The 17731-nt window shown below is 68.3% G+C and carries 16 protein-coding genes; 7 read left to right on the top strand and 9 right to left on the bottom strand.

Going from position 1 to position 17731, the window contains the following annotated elements:
* Positions 1-116 precede the first annotated feature (116 nt).
* The 9 genes from zwf to ACW178_RS00345 all read right to left on the bottom strand — a co-directional run bounded on the left by zwf (position 117) and on the right by ACW178_RS00345 (position 8634).
* Positions 117-1574: a glucose-6-phosphate dehydrogenase gene (zwf, locus tag ACW178_RS00385; protein ID WP_492024754.1), complete on the bottom strand. Its 1458-nt coding sequence runs from the start codon at positions 1572-1574 to the stop codon at positions 117-119.
* A 41-nt stretch (positions 1575-1615) separates the two neighbouring features.
* Complete coding sequence (hisIE, locus tag ACW178_RS00380) at positions 1616-2248, bottom strand: bifunctional phosphoribosyl-AMP cyclohydrolase/phosphoribosyl-ATP diphosphatase HisIE (RefSeq protein ID WP_287105593.1); 633 nt, start codon at positions 2246-2248, stop codon at positions 1616-1618.
* Positions 2249-2420: 172 nt separating this feature from the next.
* Complete coding sequence (gene hisF, locus ACW178_RS00375) at positions 2421-3188, bottom strand: imidazole glycerol phosphate synthase subunit HisF (protein ID WP_492024753.1); 768 nt, start codon at positions 3186-3188, stop codon at positions 2421-2423.
* Entirely contained in the window at positions 3185-3919 is a 735-nt protein-coding gene (gene hisA / locus ACW178_RS00370) for a 1-(5-phosphoribosyl)-5-[(5-phosphoribosylamino)methylideneamino]imidazole-4-carboxamide isomerase (RefSeq protein WP_182715211.1), read from the bottom strand. The genes hisF and hisA overlap by 4 nt, the downstream gene beginning before the upstream one ends.
* Positions 3913-4527 carry an imidazole glycerol phosphate synthase subunit HisH gene (gene hisH / locus ACW178_RS00365; protein ID WP_191559128.1) on the bottom strand — a complete coding sequence of 205 codons (615 nt, stop codon included), beginning with the start codon at positions 4525-4527 and terminating at the stop codon, positions 3913-3915. The genes hisA and hisH overlap by 7 nt, the downstream gene beginning before the upstream one ends.
* A complete protein-coding gene (hisB, locus tag ACW178_RS00360; RefSeq protein WP_287105678.1) occupies positions 4524-5948 on the bottom strand; it encodes an imidazoleglycerol-phosphate dehydratase HisB in 1425 nt (474 codons plus the stop codon). Before hisB ends, hisH begins: the two co-directional genes overlap by 4 nt.
* 184 nt (positions 5949-6132) lie before the next feature.
* On the bottom strand, positions 6133-7452 hold the full coding sequence (gene hisD, locus ACW178_RS00355; protein WP_191559126.1) for a histidinol dehydrogenase: 1320 nt from the start codon (positions 7450-7452) through the stop codon (positions 6133-6135).
* Positions 7452-8333, bottom strand: coding sequence for an ATP phosphoribosyltransferase (hisG, locus tag ACW178_RS00350; RefSeq protein WP_182715141.1), 882 nt, complete (start codon positions 8331-8333; stop codon positions 7452-7454). Before hisG ends, hisD begins: the two co-directional genes overlap by 1 nt.
* 10 nt (positions 8334-8343) lie before the next feature.
* On the bottom strand, positions 8344-8634 hold the full coding sequence (locus tag ACW178_RS00345; protein ID WP_191554555.1) for a YerC/YecD family TrpR-related protein: 291 nt from the start codon (positions 8632-8634) through the stop codon (positions 8344-8346).
* 201 nt (positions 8635-8835) lie between these two features.
* On the opposite strand from ACW178_RS00345, the gene ACW178_RS00340 reads away from it, so the two are divergent.
* The 7 genes from ACW178_RS00340 to ACW178_RS00310 all read left to right on the top strand — a co-directional run bounded on the left by ACW178_RS00340 (position 8836) and on the right by ACW178_RS00310 (position 17714).
* A complete protein-coding gene (locus tag ACW178_RS00340; protein WP_287104742.1) occupies positions 8836-10041 on the top strand; it encodes an NAD(P)/FAD-dependent oxidoreductase in 1206 nt (401 codons plus the stop codon).
* Between the two features lie 255 nt (positions 10042-10296).
* Entirely contained in the window at positions 10297-11718 is a 1422-nt protein-coding gene (locus ACW178_RS00335) for a circularly permuted type 2 ATP-grasp protein (protein ID WP_182715138.1), read from the top strand.
* 136 nt (positions 11719-11854) lie between these two features.
* Positions 11855-12793 (top strand): alpha-E domain-containing protein, encoded by a 939-nt coding sequence (locus ACW178_RS00330; RefSeq protein WP_152948901.1) that lies wholly within the window; start codon positions 11855-11857, stop codon positions 12791-12793.
* A 2-nt stretch (positions 12794-12795) separates the two neighbouring features.
* Positions 12796-13635 carry a transglutaminase-like domain-containing protein gene (locus ACW178_RS00325; RefSeq protein ID WP_182714929.1) on the top strand — a complete coding sequence of 280 codons (840 nt, stop codon included), beginning with the start codon at positions 12796-12798 and terminating at the stop codon, positions 13633-13635.
* Positions 13636-13699: 64 nt separating this feature from the next.
* On the top strand, positions 13700-14491 hold the full coding sequence (locus ACW178_RS00320; protein WP_492024752.1) for a proteasome-type protease: 792 nt from the start codon (positions 13700-13702) through the stop codon (positions 14489-14491).
* Between the two features lie 91 nt (positions 14492-14582).
* Positions 14583-16952 (top strand): TonB-dependent receptor, encoded by a 2370-nt coding sequence (locus ACW178_RS00315; RefSeq protein WP_492024751.1) that lies wholly within the window; start codon positions 14583-14585, stop codon positions 16950-16952.
* Between the two features lie 75 nt (positions 16953-17027).
* Entirely contained in the window at positions 17028-17714 is a 687-nt protein-coding gene (locus ACW178_RS00310) for a Fe2+-dependent dioxygenase (protein WP_492024750.1), read from the top strand.
* Positions 17715-17731: the final 17 nt, after the last annotated feature.

Here is a 17731-nt window from a genome sequence, read left to right as displayed (position 1 = left end):
CCTCGGGCTTGACCCGAGGATCGGAGGCGGCGGCGAGGAAGATGTCTCGCGTCATCGCACCAGCGCGCGGAACGTCCGGTCCTCGGGTCAAGCCCGAGGATGACGGCGCCAAAAACTCACACATTGGTCGTGTTCCAGTCGCGGCCGGTGCGGATCATCAGCATGTCGGCGCTGTCGGGGCCCCAGGTGCCGGCGACGTATTCGTCGGGCTTGTGGCCGGATTCAGCCCAGGCCTCGGCGACCTCATCGACCCATTTCCACGCCTGTTCCGCCTCGTCGCGGCGGACGAACAGGGTGGAGTCGCCCGCCATGGCGTCCAGCAGCAGCCGCTCATAGGCGATGCGGCGGCGCGGGGGGGCGGCGGACTTGCCGTCCACGCCCCAGGACAGGCTCATGGTGATGGGCTGGAGCTGCATCCGCTTGTCCAGGCCGGGCCGCTTGTTCATCACCGTCAGGGAGATGTCCTCCTCGGGCTGAAGCTCGATGATCATGCGGTTGGCCGGCGCCTCGCCCTCTTCATCGTCGAAGATGGAGTGGGGCACGGGCTTGAACTGGATGACGATCTCGGTGCGCTTCTCGGGCAGGCGCTTGCCGGTGCGCATGAAGAAGGGCACGCCCGCCCAGCGCCAGTTGTCGATGTCGGCCCGGATGGCGACGAAGGTCTCGGTGTCGGACGGGGCGCCGCGCTCCTCGATATAGCCCTTGGCCGGCCTGCCCTCGGACACGCCCGCCACATACTGGCCGCGCACGGTGACGCGTTCGGCCTCCTCGTGGGTGATGGGGCGCAGGCTGCGCAGCACCTTGACCTTTTCGTTGCGCAGGGATTCCGGGTCCAGGTCGCTGGGCGGCTCCATGGCGACCAGGCACAGCAGCTGGAGCATGTGGTTCTGGAGCATGTCGCGCAATGCGCCGTACTCGTCATAGTAGGGCCAGCGGTCGCCGACCCCCACCGTTTCACCGATGGTGATCTGGACGTGGTCGATCGTCAGATTGTTCCAAAGCGGCTCGAAGATGGTGTTGCCGAACCGCAGGGCCGTCAGATTCTGGACCGTCTCCTTGCCCAGATAGTGGTCGATGCGGAACACCTGGTCCTCGCGGAAGGCGTGGGCCACGGCGTCGTCGATCTCGAGGAAGGACTTGAGGTCGCGCCCGACCGGCTTCTCCAGCACGATGCGGCAGTTGCGCTCGGCCAGTCCCGCCGCCTTCATCGCCGTGACGATGCGGCCGTAAAGCGAGGGGGAAACGGCCAGGAAGGAGGTGACCTCGCCGTCGCCTACCTTGTCCTTCAGCGGCTTCAGGCTGTCGGCCGAGGTGGCGTCCACCGCCAGATAGTCGAGCCGGGCCTTCATCCGGGTCCAGGAATGGTCGTCCCAGGCCTGATCCTGTTCGGCGCGAGCCTTCACCGCCTCATGGACCTTGGCGACATAGTCCTCAGCCGTCTCCTCGGAGCGGGCGGCGCCGATGATCTTCAGGCCGTCGGGCAGGAGTCCGTCGTGTTCCAGGAAGTAGAGCGAAGGCAACAGCATCCGCATCGCCAGATCGCCGCCGCCGCCGAACAGAATGAGAGCCGCCATCGAAATTCCCTCGAATATCCCATTTGTCGGGACGAACGCCTTTACGGCCTAGTCTTTGGGCCTTTGCCCGCTTCCGCCCGCGAGGCCAACACGTCCAGCACGTCCTGAAACACCATGTTACGGACATGGAGAAGCACCAAGAGGTGATAGATCAAATCCGCCGCCTCGCCGGCGAGTTCCTCATCCGGGCCGGCGACGCCCGCCAGGGCGGTCTCCACCCCCTCTTCGCCGACCTTCTGGGCGATGCGTTTGGGGCCTTGGGCGACCAGTTTGGCGGTCCAGCTTTCGGACGGATCAGCGGCGGCCCGCTCGGCGATAGTCTGTTCCAGCCGGGCGATGCGGCCGAGACCCGGCGCGTCGGCGGCGCCGAAACAGCTGGTGCGGTTCAGGTGGCAGGCGTTTCCGACCGGATTGACCGCCAGGACCAGGGCGTCGCCGTCGCAGTCGGGGGTGATCGAGACGACGTGCAGACGGTCGCCCGAGGTCTCGCCCTTTCTCCAGCGCCCGCCGCGCGAACGCGAGAAGAAGGTGGCCTCGCCCGACTGGATCGTCTCGTCCAGGGCGGCGCGGTCCATATAGGCCAGGGTCAGGACCTGGAGCGTGGCGGCGTCCTGGACCACCACGGGGACCAGGCCGTTTCCTTTTTCGAAGTCGATGGCAGCGGGGTCGATCATGGGGTGATCTCCTCAAAAATCCTCCCCCTCTGGGGGAGGGGGACCGCCCGAAGGGTGGTGGAGGGGGTAAGGGCGTGCGGGGTGTGGAACGTCAGGCGCCGGCGCGCGGGCGGGCCCCCTCCACCGCTTCGCGGTCCCCCTCCCCCAAGGGGGGAGGATTGCGGGGATCGGGTCACAATCTCATCTCCAGGCCTTCGCCCGCCAGATAGGCCTTCAGGTCCGGGATGGCGATGGCGCCGGTGTGGAAGACGCTGGCGGCCAGGGCGCCGGAGACGTCGGCCTGATTGAAGACGTCGCGGAAATGTTCGGGCGCGCCGGCGCCGCCCGAGGCGATCAGGGGGATGGTCAGGCGCGCGCGGGCGGCGGACAGTTGTTCAATGTCGTAGCCGCGTCGAACCCCGTCCTGGTCGATACAGTTCAGCACGATCTCGCCGGCGCCCAGGCTCTGGGCCTCGTCCAGCCAGTCCAGGGTGCGCTTGCCCGCGCGGCGGCGCGCGTCGGGGTCGCCGGTGTATTTGTGGACCACCCATTCGCCGTCTTCCAGTCGACTGTCGACGCCGACGACGACGCACTGCCCGCCCAGCCGCTCGGCCATTTCGGCGATCAGTTCAGGGCGTTCCAGGGCGGGAGAGTTGATCGAGACCTTGTCCGCGCCGTGGTCCAGGCAGCGGGCGGCCTGATCGACGCTGCGGATGCCGCCGGCGACGCAGAAGGGGATGTCCAGCAGCCGGGCGATGTCCTTGATCCAGCCATAGTCGAGGGTCCGGCCCTCGGGGCTGGCGGTGATGTCGTAGAAGACCAGTTCGTCGGCGCCGGCGTCGCGGTAGCGGGCGGCCAGTTCAGCGGCGTCGCCCATGTCGGTGTGGCCGACGAACTTGACGCCCTTGACCACCCGGCCGTCCTTGACGTCCAGACAGGGGACGATACGGCGCGCGGTCATGCCGTGGCCGCCGCTATGGCTTGCGGCAGGGTGAAGCGGTTCTCGTACAGGGCGCGGCCGACGATGGCGCCGTTGCAGCCCAGGGCCTTGACCGCGACGAGATCGTCCAGAGACGAGATGCCGCCGGACGCCTGAAGGACGACATCGGGGCGACGGCGGCGGATTTCGGCCAGCAGCTCCAGATTGGGGCCGGTCAGGGCCCCGTCGCGGCCGACGTCTGTGACCAGCAGGTGTTTGGCCGTGCCCTTGGGATAGCGATCCAGCGCCTCCCACAGGGTCGTTTCGGAAGACTGGGTCCAGCCCTTCAGGGCGGGGACGGGCACGCCGTCCTCGATCTTGACGTCCAGGGCCAGGGTGATGCGTTCGGGGCCGAAACCCTTGAGCCAGGCGGCGACGTCATTGGGCTGGGTCACCGCCAGGGAGCCGACGACGACGCGGGAGACCCCGGCCTCCAGCAGCTTGGCCACATCATTGGCGCTGCGGACGCCGCCGCCGGACTGGATCTTGATCTCGAGGGCCTGGGCCAGTTCGCCGATCAGGGCGTGCTGGCGCGCCTCGCCCGCCTCGGCCCCGTCCAGATCGACGATGTGAATCCACTCGGCGCCCTCGGCCGCGAAGGCGCTGAGGCGGGCGGCGGGCTGTTCGTCGTACTGCGTCACCTGGTCGAACTTGCCGTGCATCAGGCGCACGCAGACGCCGTCCTTCAGGTCGATGGCGGGGTAGATCAGCATGATGGATTCTCGGGCAGGCTCAGGAAGTTCCTGAGAATCGTCGCCCCGGCCTCGGCCGAGCGTTCGGGGTGGAACTGGCAGCCCCAGCGGTTGGCGGTGCGGACTATGGCGGGCACGGGGCCGCCGTAGTCGGCGCGGGCCAGGGTGGCGGGGCCGTCGGGACAGACATAGCCGTGGACGAAATAGGCGTAGGCGCCGTCGGCGACCCCCTCCAGCAGCGGGTCGTCTCGGTCGCGCCTCAGCCGGCTCCAGCCCATATGCGGCACGGGCAGGGCGCCCGCCGGCTCCAGCCGGGACACGGCGCCGGGGATGAAGCCCAGCAGATCGACGCCTTCGCCCTCCTGGCTGGTTTCGAACAGAAGTTGCTGGCCCAGGCAGACGCCCAGCAGGGGACGGGGGAAGGCGCGGATCGGTTCGACCAGGCCCAGTTCGGACAGGCGGCTCATGGCGTAACCGGCTGCGCCCACGCCGGGCAGGATGACCCGTTCGGCGTCTTTGATCACGGCGGGATCGTCGGTCAGGCGCACAGTGGCGCCGAGACGTTCCAGGGCGAACTGGACCGAGGCGACGTTGCCGGCGCCATAGGCGATGACGGCGACCTCGGTCACAACACCCCCTTCGTGCTCGGCACCGCATCGCCCTCGACCCGGATGGCCTGACGGAGCGCTCGGCCGAAGGCCTTGTAGACGGCTTCGGTCTTGTGGTGGTCGTCCTGGCCTGTGACCGAGATATGGACGGCGGCGCCCATGGCCTCGGCCAGTGAGCGGAAGACGTGGGCGGTCAGGTCGGTGCGGTAGTCGCCGATGAAGGGGGTGTCGAACGTGCCTTCGAACAGCGGATAGGGCCGGCCGGACAGGTCGATGGAGACCGTCGCATTGGCCTCGTCCATCGGCAGGACGAAGCCGTAGCGGGCGATGCCCTTTCGCTCGCCCAGCGCCTGTTTCAGCGCATGGCCCAGGGCGATGGCGCTGTCCTCGATCGTGTGGTGGGGGTCGGTGTGCAGGTCGCCCTCGCACTGGAGCCGCAGGGAGAAGCCGCCGTGGGCCGCGATCTGCTCCAGCATGTGGTCGAAGAAGCCGACGCCGGTCTCGATCTTGATGGGTCCGGGGGCGTCCAGGTCGACGGCGCAGACGATGCGGGTCTCTTTCGTATCGCGCACGGCCTGGCCGACGCGGGCCGGGCGGCGCTTGGCGGGCGTCAGGCCGAAAGCGGCCAGCAGCCGGTCGTTGACCTCGGGCTTGATCGAGACGGGCAGCCGCAACCGGTCGCCGGACAGGTCGGCCTCGATCCCATAGGTCTTCAGAGCGGCCAGGGCGGCGGCGGGGTCTTGCGGCCGGGCCATCAGAATGGGGCCGACGCCGGGCTCGATCGTCAGGTCGCGGCCCAGTTCGCGGGCCAGCCGCTCGCGCTCGCGCCGGACCGAGGCGATCCGCTCCGCGGTCTCGATCATCCGCGACGGATCCAGGGCCTGAAGCGCCAGCCGCACCAGGGGCTCGGGCAGGGCGTAGGGCTCCAGCACCGAGGCGAGGCGGGCCAGGGTCGGGGCCTGGGCGATGGCGGCGCCGACGCGGGCGCCGGCCAGGCCATAGGCCAGGGACAGGCTGCGCAGCACGACCAGGTTGGGCTGATCGGCCACGACGGTGGCGGCGGAGACGCTGTCGGAGAATTCGATCAGGCCCTCGTCCACCACCAGCAGGGCGGGGGCGACGCGGGCGGCCATTTCGGCGACGGCCTCGGGCGAGCCCAGGGCGCGGATGACGACGACAGTCGGTTCACCCTTGGCCGGATAGATGGCGGCGAGACGCTCATAGGGTTCGGCCTTGGGCGCCTCGACCGATCCGCCGTCGCGGGCGGCGAGGCGCCAGACCAGCTCCAGCCCGTGGGTCAGGCCGCGGACCGGCAGGACCTGGTCGACCGGGACGGCGTAAATCGCCGCCATGCGGGCGGGGAGGGCGGCGGCCTCGCCCGGATAGCGGTCCAGGCCCTCGCCGCCGGACACCAGCGGGGGATAGGGAGCGGGCAGGGTCATCGGGCGGCTCCGCTATGATCTTCCCCCGCTTGCGGGGGAAGTGTCAGGTCGTGGCGCGAAGCGACACGCCTGACGATGGGGGGAGTTCTGCGACTTGGCGAAACGCCCCTCTCCGACGCTGGTTCGCTGCGCGAACGACGGGCCACCTCTCCCGCAAGCGGGAGAGGGTCTTTAAAGGCGGCCCTCATCCCTCGCTCCTCAGATCCGCCGCGCGGGCGTGGGCTTCCAAGCCCTCCATCCGGGCCAGGCGGGCGGCGATGGGGGCCAGGGCGCGGGCGCCGGCCTCGGTGACCAGCTGGACCGACATGGTGGTCATGAAGCTGGACGTGGTGACGCCGCCCAGGGTGCGGGCGCCGCCGTCGGTCGGCAGGACGTGGCTGGGGCCGGCGGCGTAGTCGCCCAGGGTCTCGGCCGCGAACCGGCCGACGAAGACGGCGCCGGCGGCCTTGACGGCGGGGAGCAGGGCCTCCGGATCCTCGACCTGAAGCGCCAGGTGTTCGGGGCCGTAGAGGTTGATCACCTCGCAGGCGGCGTCGAGGTCGCGCACCAGGACGGCGCGGGCCTCGTTCAGCGAGGCGCGGGCGACGGCTTCGCGCGGCAGCGTCGCCACCTGGGCCTCAACCTCGGTCAGAATATAGTCGATGGTGGCGCGGCTGGTGGAGACCAGGAGAACTTGCGCGTCGGCGTCGTGCTCGGCCTGGCTGAGCAGATCGGCGGCGGCGATCTCGGGCGCGGCGTCGCGGTCGACGACGACCATCAGCTCGGACGGACCGGCGGGCATGTCGACGGCGGGGCCGCCCGGAAGAGCGGACGCCTGTTTCTTGGCCTCGGCCACATAGGCGTTGCCGGGGCCGAACAGCTTGTCGCAGGCGGGGATGACCCCGTCCTCCAGTTCGACGCCGAAGGTCAGGGCGGCGATGGCCTGGGCGCCGCCCATCAGCCAGAGGGCGTCCAGCTCCGCCTCTGCGGCGGCCAGGATCATGGCGGGGTGGACCCCGCCGGACTTGTCCGGCGGGGTCACAGCGACGCGCCGGCCCACGCCCGCGACGCCGGCCGGAATGGCCAGCATCAGAAGCGAGGAGAAGAGGGGGGCGGTGCCGCCGGGGATGTAGAGACCGGCCGAGGCGATCGGACGCCAGGCCAGTTTGGAGCGGACGCCCGGCGTGGTCTCGACGAAGTCGGTGTCCTCCGGCCGGGTCGCCTGGTGGAAGACGCGGATATTGTCGGCCGCCATCCGCAGGGCGCGGACGTCGGCGGGGGGCAGGGCGTTGCGGGCCTCGGCCACGATCTCGGGCGTGATGGCGATGCGGCGGGGCGGGGCCTTGTCCAGCTTCTGGCACCAGTCGGTGACGGCCGCGCCGCCGCGCGCGCGCACGTCGTCCAGAATGGCGCGGACCACCTCGGTGACGTCGCCGGCGGTGCGCTGGGCCGGGCGGGCCAGGGCCGCCGTCTTGCCGGCGGCGTCGAGGGAAGACCAGTCGATACGTTTGAAGGCCGTGGTCATCACATCATCTTCTCGATGGGCAGGACCAGTATGGCCGAGGCGCCGGCGGCCTTCAGCTTCTCCAGCGTCTCCCAGAAGACGGCCTCCTGGCAGACGGCGTGGACGGCGACCGCGTCGTCGCGGCCCGACAGGGGCATGACGGTGGGCGAACCGGCGCCCGGCAGGATGGCGGTGATTTCGTCCAGCGCCGCGCGCGGGGCGTTCAGCATGACGTATTTGGCGCCCTGGGACGACACGACGCCGGCCATCCGCTCGATGATGCTGTCCAGAAGGTGCTGCAGGTCGGGTTCGGGGGCGACGGGGGACTGGATCAGCACGGCCTGGCTTTCCAGCACCGTGTCCTTGGCGCCCAGGCCGTTGGCCTCCAGCGTCGCGCCGGTCGAGACCAGGTCGCAGATGGCGGCGGCCAGTTTCAGCCGGGGCGCGACCTCGACGGCGCCGCGCATGACGACGATGTCGGCCTTGACCCCCCGCTCGTCCAGGAAGCGGCGCAGGATCTTGGGATAGGAGGTGGCGATCCGCAGGCCCTCCAGCGAGGCCGGGCCTTCATAGGCCAGGGTCGGGGGCGCAGCGATCTTCAGGGTGCAGCGGCCGAAGCCCAGGGGCATGACGACCGACGCATTGGGACCGCCGTTGCGGCCTTCCTCCAGCACGTTCTCGCCGACGATCCCCAGGTCGCAGACGCCGTCGGCCACGAAGGTGGGGATGTCGTCGTCGCGGACGCGCAACAGGTCGATCGGATAGTTCTCGACCCGGTAGAGCAGATCATTGTGGCCCTTGACCCATTTCAGACCCGCGTCGCGGATCAGGTCGAGGCTGCGGTCGGCCAGACGGCCGGATTTCTGGACGGCGATGCGAAGCCGGCCCTGTACGGTGCTCATGTTCGGATACTCAGTTCGTGTTCTTCAGGCGGTCCAGGGCGATGCGGTAGCCCTGGTGCGGCATGTCTTTGAGGTAACGGGCGACGCGGACGACGGTGGTGGGGCTGGCGTGGGCCTCGGCCGCGATCTCGCGATAGGATTTGCCGCCGGCGTCCAAGAGGCGCGCCACCTGCCAGCGCTCGGCGAAGGCGCGCAGTTCCGCCGGGGTGCACAGGTCGGCCAGAAAGGCGTCCATCTCGGCGCGCGTCTGCATCGACAGCAGGGCGTCGTAGAGGGCGTCGCGGGCGGGCGGGGTCGTCATGCGCGTTCCACTATGCTGTAACAGTGGAACGGTCAAGGGCGATTAGTGGCGAGTGGCGAGTGGCGAGTGGCGAGTGGCGAGTTTGAAGACGGCGCCTTGTGCGGTCCAGCCAGGTTTCGTCAGTCCCAAGGATGATGGTTGAAAGCGGGGGCGTTTATCTCGCCACTCGCCACTCGCCACTCGCCACTCTAAACCACCCCCATGACCAAGATCCTGATCATCGGCGCCGGCCACGCCGGCGGCTCCGTCGCGGCCTTTCTGCGGCAGTACGGGCATGAAGGCCCCATCGTGCTGGTGGGCGAGGAGGATGCGCCGCCCTATCAGCGGCCGCCCCTGTCCAAGGCCTGGCTGAAGGGGGAGGCGGATCTGGAGGCGCTGCTGCTGCGGCCGCTGAGCTTCTATCAGGAGCAGGGGATCGCGTTTCGACCCTCGACTGTCGCCGTGTCGGTGGACCCGGAGGCGAAGACGGTCGCCTTCCACGACGGCTCGAGCGAACCCTATGACGTCCTGGTGCTGGCGACGGGATCGACGGCGCGCAAACTGCCGGTTCCGGGCGGGGACCATCCCGACCTGCTGGAGCTGAGGACGCTGAAGGACGCCGAGCGGCTGAAGGCCGTGCTGGGGCCGGGCAAACGGCTGGCGGTGGTCGGCGGCGGCTATGTGGGTCTGGAGGCGGCGGCCTCGGCCCGCGCCTTGGGCGCCGAGGCGGTGGTGATCGAACGGGCACCGCGCGTGCTGGCGCGGGTGGCGTCGGAGACCCTGTCGGCCTTCTTCACCGCCCAGCACCGGGCGCGGGGGGTGGAGATCATCACGGGCGCCGAGGTGGTCGCGGTCGCCCATGACGGCGTGACCCTGGCGGACGGATCGGCGGTGCAGGCGGATGCGGTTCTGGTCGGGGTGGGCGCCCTGGCCTGCGACAGCCTGGCGCGGTCGGCGGGCCTGCGTTGCGACGACGGGGTGGTGGTGGACGATCAGGCGCGGACCAGCGACCCGGCGATCTTCGCCGTCGGCGACATGACGCGGCGGCCGATTCCCGTGCACGGCGGGGTCTCGCACCGGCTGGAGAGCGTGCCCAACGCGCTGGAACAGGCCAAACAGGCGGCGGCGGCCATCGTCGGGCGACTGGGGCCGGCGCCGGAGGTGCCGTGGTTCTGGTCCGATCAGTACGACTTCAAGCTTCAGATCGCCGGCCTGCCGTTCGATGCGGACCGTCAGGTGGTGCGGGGCGATCCGTCGGCGGGGGGATTTGCGGTGTTTCACCTGAACGGCGACCGGGTGGTCTGCGTCGAGGCGGTCAATGCTCCGCCGGAGTTCATGGCGGGCAAACAGCTGATCGGAAAGGCGACGCCGGTGGATCCGGCCAAGCTGGCGGACGTCTCGGTTTCGATGAAGGCGGTGGGGGTGTGATTTTCACCCGACCTTCCACCGCTTGCGGGGGAAGTGTCAGGCCGTGGCGCGAAGCGACACGCCTGGCGATGGGGGAAGTCTTCTTGCTTTGAGCAGAACTTCACTCTCCGACCCTGGATCGCTGCGCGATCGACGGGCCACCTCTCCCGCAGGCGGGGGAGGGTCTGGTTGTTGAAGCTTCGCCGCAGTGCAACAAAACTGTTGCGCTTTTCGTTGGGTCGCGATCAAGCTGTGATCTCAACGCGGCGGGGGCGAATGACGAGAGCTTTCGACGAAATGAACGGCGGCGGATCCGGCGCGATCCGCGACAGCTACAAGACCCTGGCGGCCTGGCTGGAAAACGCCCCGCCGGACCTGTTGCAGGCGCGCTCGCGCCAGGCGGAGCTGTTCTTCCGCCGCATGGGGGTGACCTTCGCCGTCTATGGCGACGAGGAATCCAACGAGCGGCTGATCCCGTTCGACGTCGTTCCGCGCATCATCGGCGCCGACGAATGGGGCGGGCTGGAGAAGGGGCTGAAGCAGCGGGTCACCGCCATCAACGCCTTTCTGAAGGACATCTACGGACCGCAGGACTGTATCCGCGCCGGGATCGTGCCCGCCGACCTGATCCTGACCAATCCGCACTATCGGCCCGAGATGCAGGGGCGGCGTCCGCCCGGCGACGTCTGGTGCCATATCGCCGGGGTCGATCTGGTCCGCACGGGCGAGGACGGCTTCTATGTGCTGGAGGACAATGTCCGCACCCCGTCCGGGGTCTCCTATATGCTGGAGAACCGCGAGATGATGATGCGGCTGTTCCCCGACCTGTTCGCCGAACATGCGGTGCGGCCGGTCGAAATCTATACCGACATGCTGCTGCGTTCGCTCCAGGCCTCGGCGCCGTCGGGGGCGGGCGAGGATCCGACCATCGTGGTCCTGACGCCGGGGCCGTTCAACTCGGCCTATTACGAGCACAGCTTCCTGGCCGACAAGCTGGGGGTCGAACTGGTCGAGGGCGGGGATCTCTTCGTCAATGACGACACCGTCTATATGCGCACGACCGAAGGCCCCAAGCGGGTCGACGTCATCTATCGCCGCATCGACGACGACTTCATCGACCCCCTGACCTTCATGCCGGATTCGGCGGTCGGGGCGCCGGGGCTGATGTCGGCCTATTTCGCCGGGCGTGTGACCCTGGCCAATGCGGTCGGGACCGGGGTGGCCGACGACAAGGCCGTCTATACCTATATGCCCGAGATCATCCGCTTCTTCACCGGCGAGGACGCCATATTGAAGAATGTGCCGACCTGGCGCTGCCGCGAGCCGGAGGCGCTGAAGGAGGTGCTGGAGAAGCTGCCGGAACTGGTGGTCAAGGAGGTCGGTGGATCGGGCGGCTACGGCATGCTGGTGGGGCCCACCTCGACCCAGGCCGAGATCGAGGCCTTCCGCGCCAAGCTGATCGCCGATCCCGACGACTTCATCGCCCAGCCGACGCTGAGCCTGTCGACGGCCCCGACCCTGAACGGCGGAGCCCTGTCGCCGCGCCACGTCGATCTTCGGCCCTTCGTCCTGTCCAGTCCGGCCGGGGTGCGGGTCGCGCCGGGCGGGCTGACGCGGGTGGCGTTGAAGGAGGGGTCGCTGGTGGTCAACTCCAGCCAGGGCGGCGGAACCAAGGACACCTGGGTGCTGGATGTTTGATCGGACGAAAATCCTCCCCCGTCGGGGGAGGGGGACCGCGAAGCGGTGGAGGGCGCTCGCCCCAGACACCCTGTTTGCGTTTGGCCCCCTCCACCCCCCTTCGGGCGGTCCCCCTCCCCCAATGGGGGAGGAATAGATGCTCTCTCGCACCGCAGACAGTCTCTATTGGACCGGCCGCTATATGGAGCGGGCCGATTTTCTTGCGCGAATTCTGGAGGCGGCGATCCGCCTGGCGGCCCTGCCGGCCAAGGATCAGGCGACCGTCACCGCCTGGGCGGGGGCCATCGCCTCGTCGGGGGTGAAGTCGGCCTTCGACGCCACCGGCCGCACCGTGTCGGAGAAGTCCGTCCGCGAATATCTGGCCTTCGGAGCCGACAATACGACCTCGATCAAGGCCTGTATCACCCGGGCGCGGACCAACGCCCGTTCGGTGCGGACCGCCCTGACCATCGAGCTGTGGGAGGCGATCAACGGCGCCTGGAACGGGCTGAACGAACTGGGCGAGCCGACCCGCCGCGACGACTTCACCAACTTCCTGGACTTCGTGAAATCGACGTCCCTGGCGGTGGAGGGGGCCTCGTCGCGGACGATGCTCAGGAACGACGCCTACTGGTTCCTGCGGCTGGGCATGGCGATCGAACGGGCCGACAACACCGCCCGCCTGCTGGACGTCAAATACCATCTGCTGCTGCCGCCGGGCGAACGGGTGGGGGGACAGCTGGACTATTTCCAGTGGACCACCCTGCTGCGCGAGGTCTCGGCCCTGACCGCCTATCGCTGGGTTTACCGCGAGAGCGTGCGGCCCTGGCTGGTGGCGGACCTCCTGGTGCTGAACCGGCAGATGCCGCGGTCCCTGGCCAGCTGCCAGGGGATGATCGTCAGCTATCTGGAGAAGCTGGCCGCCGACTATGGCCGGCGCGGCCCGGCTCAGCGGCTGGCGTCGAACCGGCTGACCCAGTTCAACGAGGCCCGGATCGAGGACATCTTCCAGTCGGGCCTGCATGAATACATCCAGGGCTTTCTGAACGAGAACAACGCCCTGGGCGCCGCCATCCACGAACAGTATCTGGTCTGACCATGCGGATCCGGATCGACCACTCCACCCGCTACGCCTACGCCCGGCCCGCGCGGTTCATCGTCCAGGTGCTGCGGCTCACGCCCCGGTCCTGCGAGGCCCAGCAGGTGCGGGAATGGCGGATCGAGACCGACGTCGACGCCCGGCTGCGGCGCAGCGACGACGCCTTCGGCAATATCGTGCACAGCCTCTATACCGAGCGGCCGACCGACGCCCTGACCATCCGGGTGACGGGCGAGGTCTCGACCGTGGACACCGGCGGGGTGATCCGGGGGCAGAACGAGCGGCTGCAGCCGGGCGTCTATCTGCGCGACACCCGGCTGACCCAGGCCGATGCGGCCCTGATCGACTTCGCCCGGTCCGTGCCCGAGGGCGCGGCCCTGGAGCGGATGCACCGTCTGATGGGGGCCATCCACGCCGGCGTCGCTTTCGAGGTCGGGGCGACCTCCGCCACCCATACGGCGTCCGAGGCCTTCGCCATCGGTCGCGGCGTCTGCCAGGATCACGCCCAGATCTTCATCGCCTGCGCCCGGACCCTGGGCGTGCCGGCCCGTTATGTCTCGGGCCATCTGAACCGGTCGGACGGCCGGCACGACCAGGACGCCGCCCACGCCTGGGCCGAGGCCTGGATCGAGGACCTGGGCTGGGTCGGGTTCGACGCGGCCAACGGCATTTGTCCGACCGAGAACTATGTCCGCATCGCCGTGGGCCTGGATTCGCTGGGGGCGACGCCGATCCGGGGAACCAGCTATGGCGGCGGGGTCGGCAGTCTGACGGTGGCCCTTCATGTGCGGCCTGTGCAACAGGGCCGGCAACAACATCAGAGCCGGGGATGGTCCTGATCGTCATGTCGCGGGAATCTGTTAGCGTCTGCGGATTCGCGGAACGGGGAGCGGATAGGGGACAGTGACCTATTGCGTAGGCATGTTGGTGCACGAGGGGTTGGCGATGATCGCCGACACCCGCACCAATGCGGGCGTGGACAACATCTCGTCCTATCGCAAACTGCATGTGTTCAAGCGGCCGGGAGAGCGGGTGCTGGCCGTGGCGACGGCGGGCAATCTGTCGGTGACGCAGACGGCCCTGGCCATGGTCGCCGAAGGGGTCAAGCTGCCGGATTCGACCGGGCCGGAGACGCTGGAGACCGCGCCGACCCTGTTTCGCGCCGCCCAAATCCTGGGCCACGCTCTGGCGACCGTGCGGGCGACGATCAACACCCCCGCCTCGCCGGCCGCCGACGCCTTGAACGTCAACGCCTCCATGCTGCTGGGCGGCCAGATCGCGGGCGGCAAGATGGGGCTGTATCTGATCTACGGCCAGGGCAATTTCATCGAATGCGGGGCCGACACGCCGTATCTGCAGATCGGCGAGCTGAAATACGGCAAGCCCATTCTGGACCGGGCCCTTCATGTGGACACCCCCCTGTCGGAGGCGGTGAAGCTGGGGCTGATCTCGTTCGACTCGACCATCCGCTCCAACATCGCCGTGGGGCCGCCGCTGGATCTGATCGTGATCCGCCGCGACGGTCTGTCGGGGATGGAGCGTCGGCTGGAGGCGGACGATCCCTATTTCCGCGACCTGGGCCGGCGGTGGTCGGAGGCATTGGCTGCGGCGCACCAGGCCATGCCGGCGCCCACCTGGCTTGATCTGGGCGCGCAGACGGCGCCGTCTCGCACGATCAGCATCGTCTCGAATTAAGTTGCGACCTACTCGCAATCGCTCTTGTACGGCCCAATGAAGCTGGTTATTGCGACCGCATCGCAAAATCAGACCAAAAGGTCGCCAAAACATGTCCGACTCTCGCGCCGCCTCGCTTCGCGCGCTTCTCTTCGCCTCCAGCGCCGCCGGCATGCTGGTCGCCGCCCCCGCCATCGCCCTCGCCGCTGACGCGACCGCCGAAGACGGCGTGGTCGTCACCGCGGATCAGCAACAACAGCCCGCCAACCTGGGCACGATCGACGTCAACGGCCAGCTGAAGAAGCCTGCGCCGGTCAGTCCCGAATTCGTCGCGCCCCTGGTTGATACGCCCCGCGCCGTGACCGTCATTCCCCAGGCGATCATCGAACAGACGGCGGCCTCGTCGCTGCAGGACCTGTTGCAGAATTCGCCCGGCATCACCTTCGGCGCCGGCGAGGGCGGTCAGCCCTTGGCGGACCGTCCCTTCATCCGCGGCCAGTCGTCCGGCAACAACATCTTCGTCGACGGTCTGCGGGATACGGGCGGCCAGCAGCGCGAAGTGTTCAACCTGGAACAGGTCGAGGTGATCAAGGGGCCGGACGCCGTCTATTCCGGCCGGGGCTCCGGCGGGGGCAGCGTCAATCTGAGCTCCAAATCCCCGAAGCTGAACGCCTTCAACAACTTCAGCGCCGGTGTCGGGACGGACGGCTACGTCCGCGGCACGATCGACGCCAATATGCCGCTGGGTGAAACCGCCGCCCTGCGGATCAATCTGATGGGCGCCCAGGGCGACGTGCCCGGTCGCGACAGCGTCGATTACGACAAATGGGGCCTGGGCGTCAGCCTGGGGGCGGGCCTGGGAACCGGCTCGTCCATGGTCTTCAGCTACTATCATCTGACCAGCGATCAGACGCCGGACTACGGCATTCCGCTGTTCACCAAGATCCAGTCGCGCACGACCGAGTCCGGCGTGCTGGACGTCCCCTATGGCAGCTTCTACGGGCTGAAGGCGCGCGACTATCTGACCAATGAGGTCGACAGCTTCACCTTCAAGGCCGAGCACCGCTTCAGCGACCTTCTGACGATCCGCAACGTCAGCCGCTATGCGGAGACGCTGAACGACTACATCGTCACCAACCCCGGCGACGGCGGCTATGTCGGCCGCGCGGCCGACGGGACCTATTGGATGAAGCGGGGGACCAAGACCCGCTGGAACCCCGTCACCACCCTGGCCAATGTCACCGACCTGTACGGCCGGTTCGAGACGGGGGCGTTCAAACACAGCTATGACGTGGGTCTGGAGCTGACGCGCGAGCGGAACCGCAATGCGGCCTATTCGACCTACACCACCTCCGGCGCCGCCTGCCCGACGGGTCTGACCACAGTCTCCGGATCGCGGCCGACGGCGGCCAGCGCCCTGGGCGCCGACGACTGCACCCGCGTCTATGATCCCACGCCGGACGACGCCTGGACCGGCGTGATCAACCGTGGCCCGACCAGCTCCAACACCACCGAGACCATCGGCCTTTACGCCAACGACAGCATCACCCTGACCGAGCGGCTGATCCTGAACCTGGGCGTGCGGTGGGATCAGTATTCGGTGCGCGGCCTGAATGCGACGTCGAGCCAGACGGCCGGCGTCTGGACCACGGCAGGCTATACGGTCGTGCCCGAGCGGACCTGGGAGTTCACCAACTATCAGGTTGGTCTGGTGTTCAAGCCGACGCAGAACAGCAGCGTCTATGCGTCCTGGTCCACCTCCTCGACGCCGCCGACCATTTCGGCGGGCGACCAGAATGCCTCGGGCGGCACGGGCACGGTCGATGGCGTCGCCAACACCGTTCTGGATCCGGAAGACACCGAGAGCTTCGAGATCGGCGCCAAGGCCAATGTCTTGAACGACCGTCTCGCCCTGTCGGCGGCCGCCTTCCATCTGACCCGCAAGAACGCCCTGATCTTGGTCGAGCCGAACATCTTCCGTCAGGAAGGCGAGGTCGAGGTCAACGGCTTCGAACTGGGCGTGTCAGGCAGCATCACGCCGAAATGGACCGTGTTCGGCGGCTATACCTATATGGATTCCGAACTGACCAAGGCGGCCGTGGTCGTGTCGGGGACGCCGCCGGTCGCAAGCGTCAATCCGCTGCAAGGCCTGCCCCTGGCCAATACGCCCAAGAACAGCGCGAGCCTGTTCACCACCTATCGCCTGCTGCCCAAACTGACGATCGGCGGCGGCGTCTATTACACCTCCAAGTCCTGGGGCGGAAACCAGGGCGGGGCCGGCGGCGGGAACAACCGCGTCTATGCGCCCGAATGGACCCGCGTTGACGCCTTCGCCACCTATGACCTTTCGGACCGCGCCAGCCTGCAGCTGAACGTCAAGAACGCCACGGACGAGGAATACATCATGCGGACCAACGGGGTTCACCATGCCGACCCCGCTCCGGCGCGTCAGGCCATCCTGGCCTTGAACCTGCGCTTCTAAAGGCCTCTATCCCCGGCCTATAACTGGCGGCTCCGTCCTTCCGGCGGGGCCGCCTTTCTTTTCAGCGAGAGCGACGTGCTGCTGCAAATCCCCGAAGTCTTCTCCAAGGCCGAAGTGAAGGCGCTGCGCGAGCGGCTGGACGCCGGACCGTGGGCCGACGGAAACATGACCTCCGGCCACCAGTCGGCGACGGCCAAGCGGAACCAGCAGCTGCCGGAAGACTCCGACGTCGCCAAGGAGGTCTCGGCCCTGATCGTTCAGGCCTTGAACGCCAATCCCATGTTCGTCGCCGCCGCCCTGCCGCACACGATCTTTCCGCCCTTGTTCAACCGCTATGAGGGCGGGGGCGAGTTCGGCCGGCACGTGGACAACGCCATCCGCCAGCAGCGGGGCGGCGGTTCAATCCGTATACGGAGCGACCTGTCGGCGACCCTGTTCCTGTCCGAGCCCGAGGACTATGACGGCGGCGAGCTGATCATCGAGGAGATGTACGGGCCGCAGTCGGTCAAGCTGCCGGCCGGGAATCTGGTGCTTTATCCGTCCAAGAGCCTGCACAAGGTCATGCCGGTGACGCGCGGGGCGCGGGTCTCGTCCTTCATGTGGATGCAGAGCCTGATCCGGGACGACGGCGACCGCGAGATGCTGTTCCGCCTGGACGTGGCGACCCAGCGCGTGGCCCTGGAGAAGGGGCCGAAGGATCAGGCGGTGATCGAACTGACCGGCGTCTATCACAATCTGCTGCGGCGCTGGTCCGAGGTGTGACGTCCCGACCGCCCCGT

This window comes from Brevundimonas sp. AVps4, from assembly GCF_058681525.1.
This window is presented reverse-complemented; position numbering and strand designations above follow the sequence as displayed.

What these genes read in the sequence shown, in the direction of transcription:
- ACW178_RS00315 (WP_492024751.1), top strand. Translation starts at nt 14,583, where the DNA reads ATGTCCGACTCTCGCGCCGCCTCGCTTCGCGCGCTTCTCTTCGCCTCC.
- ACW178_RS00325 (WP_182714929.1), top strand. Translation starts at nt 12,796, where the DNA reads ATGCGGATCCGGATCGACCACTCCACCCGCTACGCCTACGCCCGGCCC.
- hisF (WP_492024753.1), bottom strand. Translation starts at nt 3,188, where the DNA reads ATGACCGCGCGCCGTATCGTCCCCTGTCTGGACGTCAAGGACGGCCGG.
- hisIE (WP_287105593.1), bottom strand. Translation starts at nt 2,248, where the DNA reads ATGATCGACCCCGCTGCCATCGACTTCGAAAAAGGAAACGGCCTGGTC.
- ACW178_RS00340 (WP_287104742.1), top strand. Translation starts at nt 8,836, where the DNA reads ATGACCAAGATCCTGATCATCGGCGCCGGCCACGCCGGCGGCTCCGTC.
- hisG (WP_182715141.1), bottom strand. Translation starts at nt 8,333, where the DNA reads ATGAGCACCGTACAGGGCCGGCTTCGCATCGCCGTCCAGAAATCCGGC.
- hisA (WP_182715211.1), bottom strand. Translation starts at nt 3,919, where the DNA reads ATGCTGATCTACCCCGCCATCGACCTGAAGGACGGCGTCTGCGTGCGC.
- hisD (WP_191559126.1), bottom strand. Translation starts at nt 7,452, where the DNA reads ATGACCACGGCCTTCAAACGTATCGACTGGTCTTCCCTCGACGCCGCC.
- ACW178_RS00335 (WP_182715138.1), top strand. Translation starts at nt 10,297, where the DNA reads ATGACGAGAGCTTTCGACGAAATGAACGGCGGCGGATCCGGCGCGATC.
- hisB (WP_287105678.1), bottom strand. Translation starts at nt 5,948, where the DNA reads ATGACCCTGCCCGCTCCCTATCCCCCGCTGGTGTCCGGCGGCGAGGGC.
- ACW178_RS00330 (WP_152948901.1), top strand. Translation starts at nt 11,855, where the DNA reads ATGCTCTCTCGCACCGCAGACAGTCTCTATTGGACCGGCCGCTATATG.
- zwf (WP_492024754.1), bottom strand. Translation starts at nt 1,574, where the DNA reads ATGGCGGCTCTCATTCTGTTCGGCGGCGGCGGCGATCTGGCGATGCGG.
- ACW178_RS00345 (WP_191554555.1), bottom strand. Translation starts at nt 8,634, where the DNA reads ATGACGACCCCGCCCGCCCGCGACGCCCTCTACGACGCCCTGCTGTCG.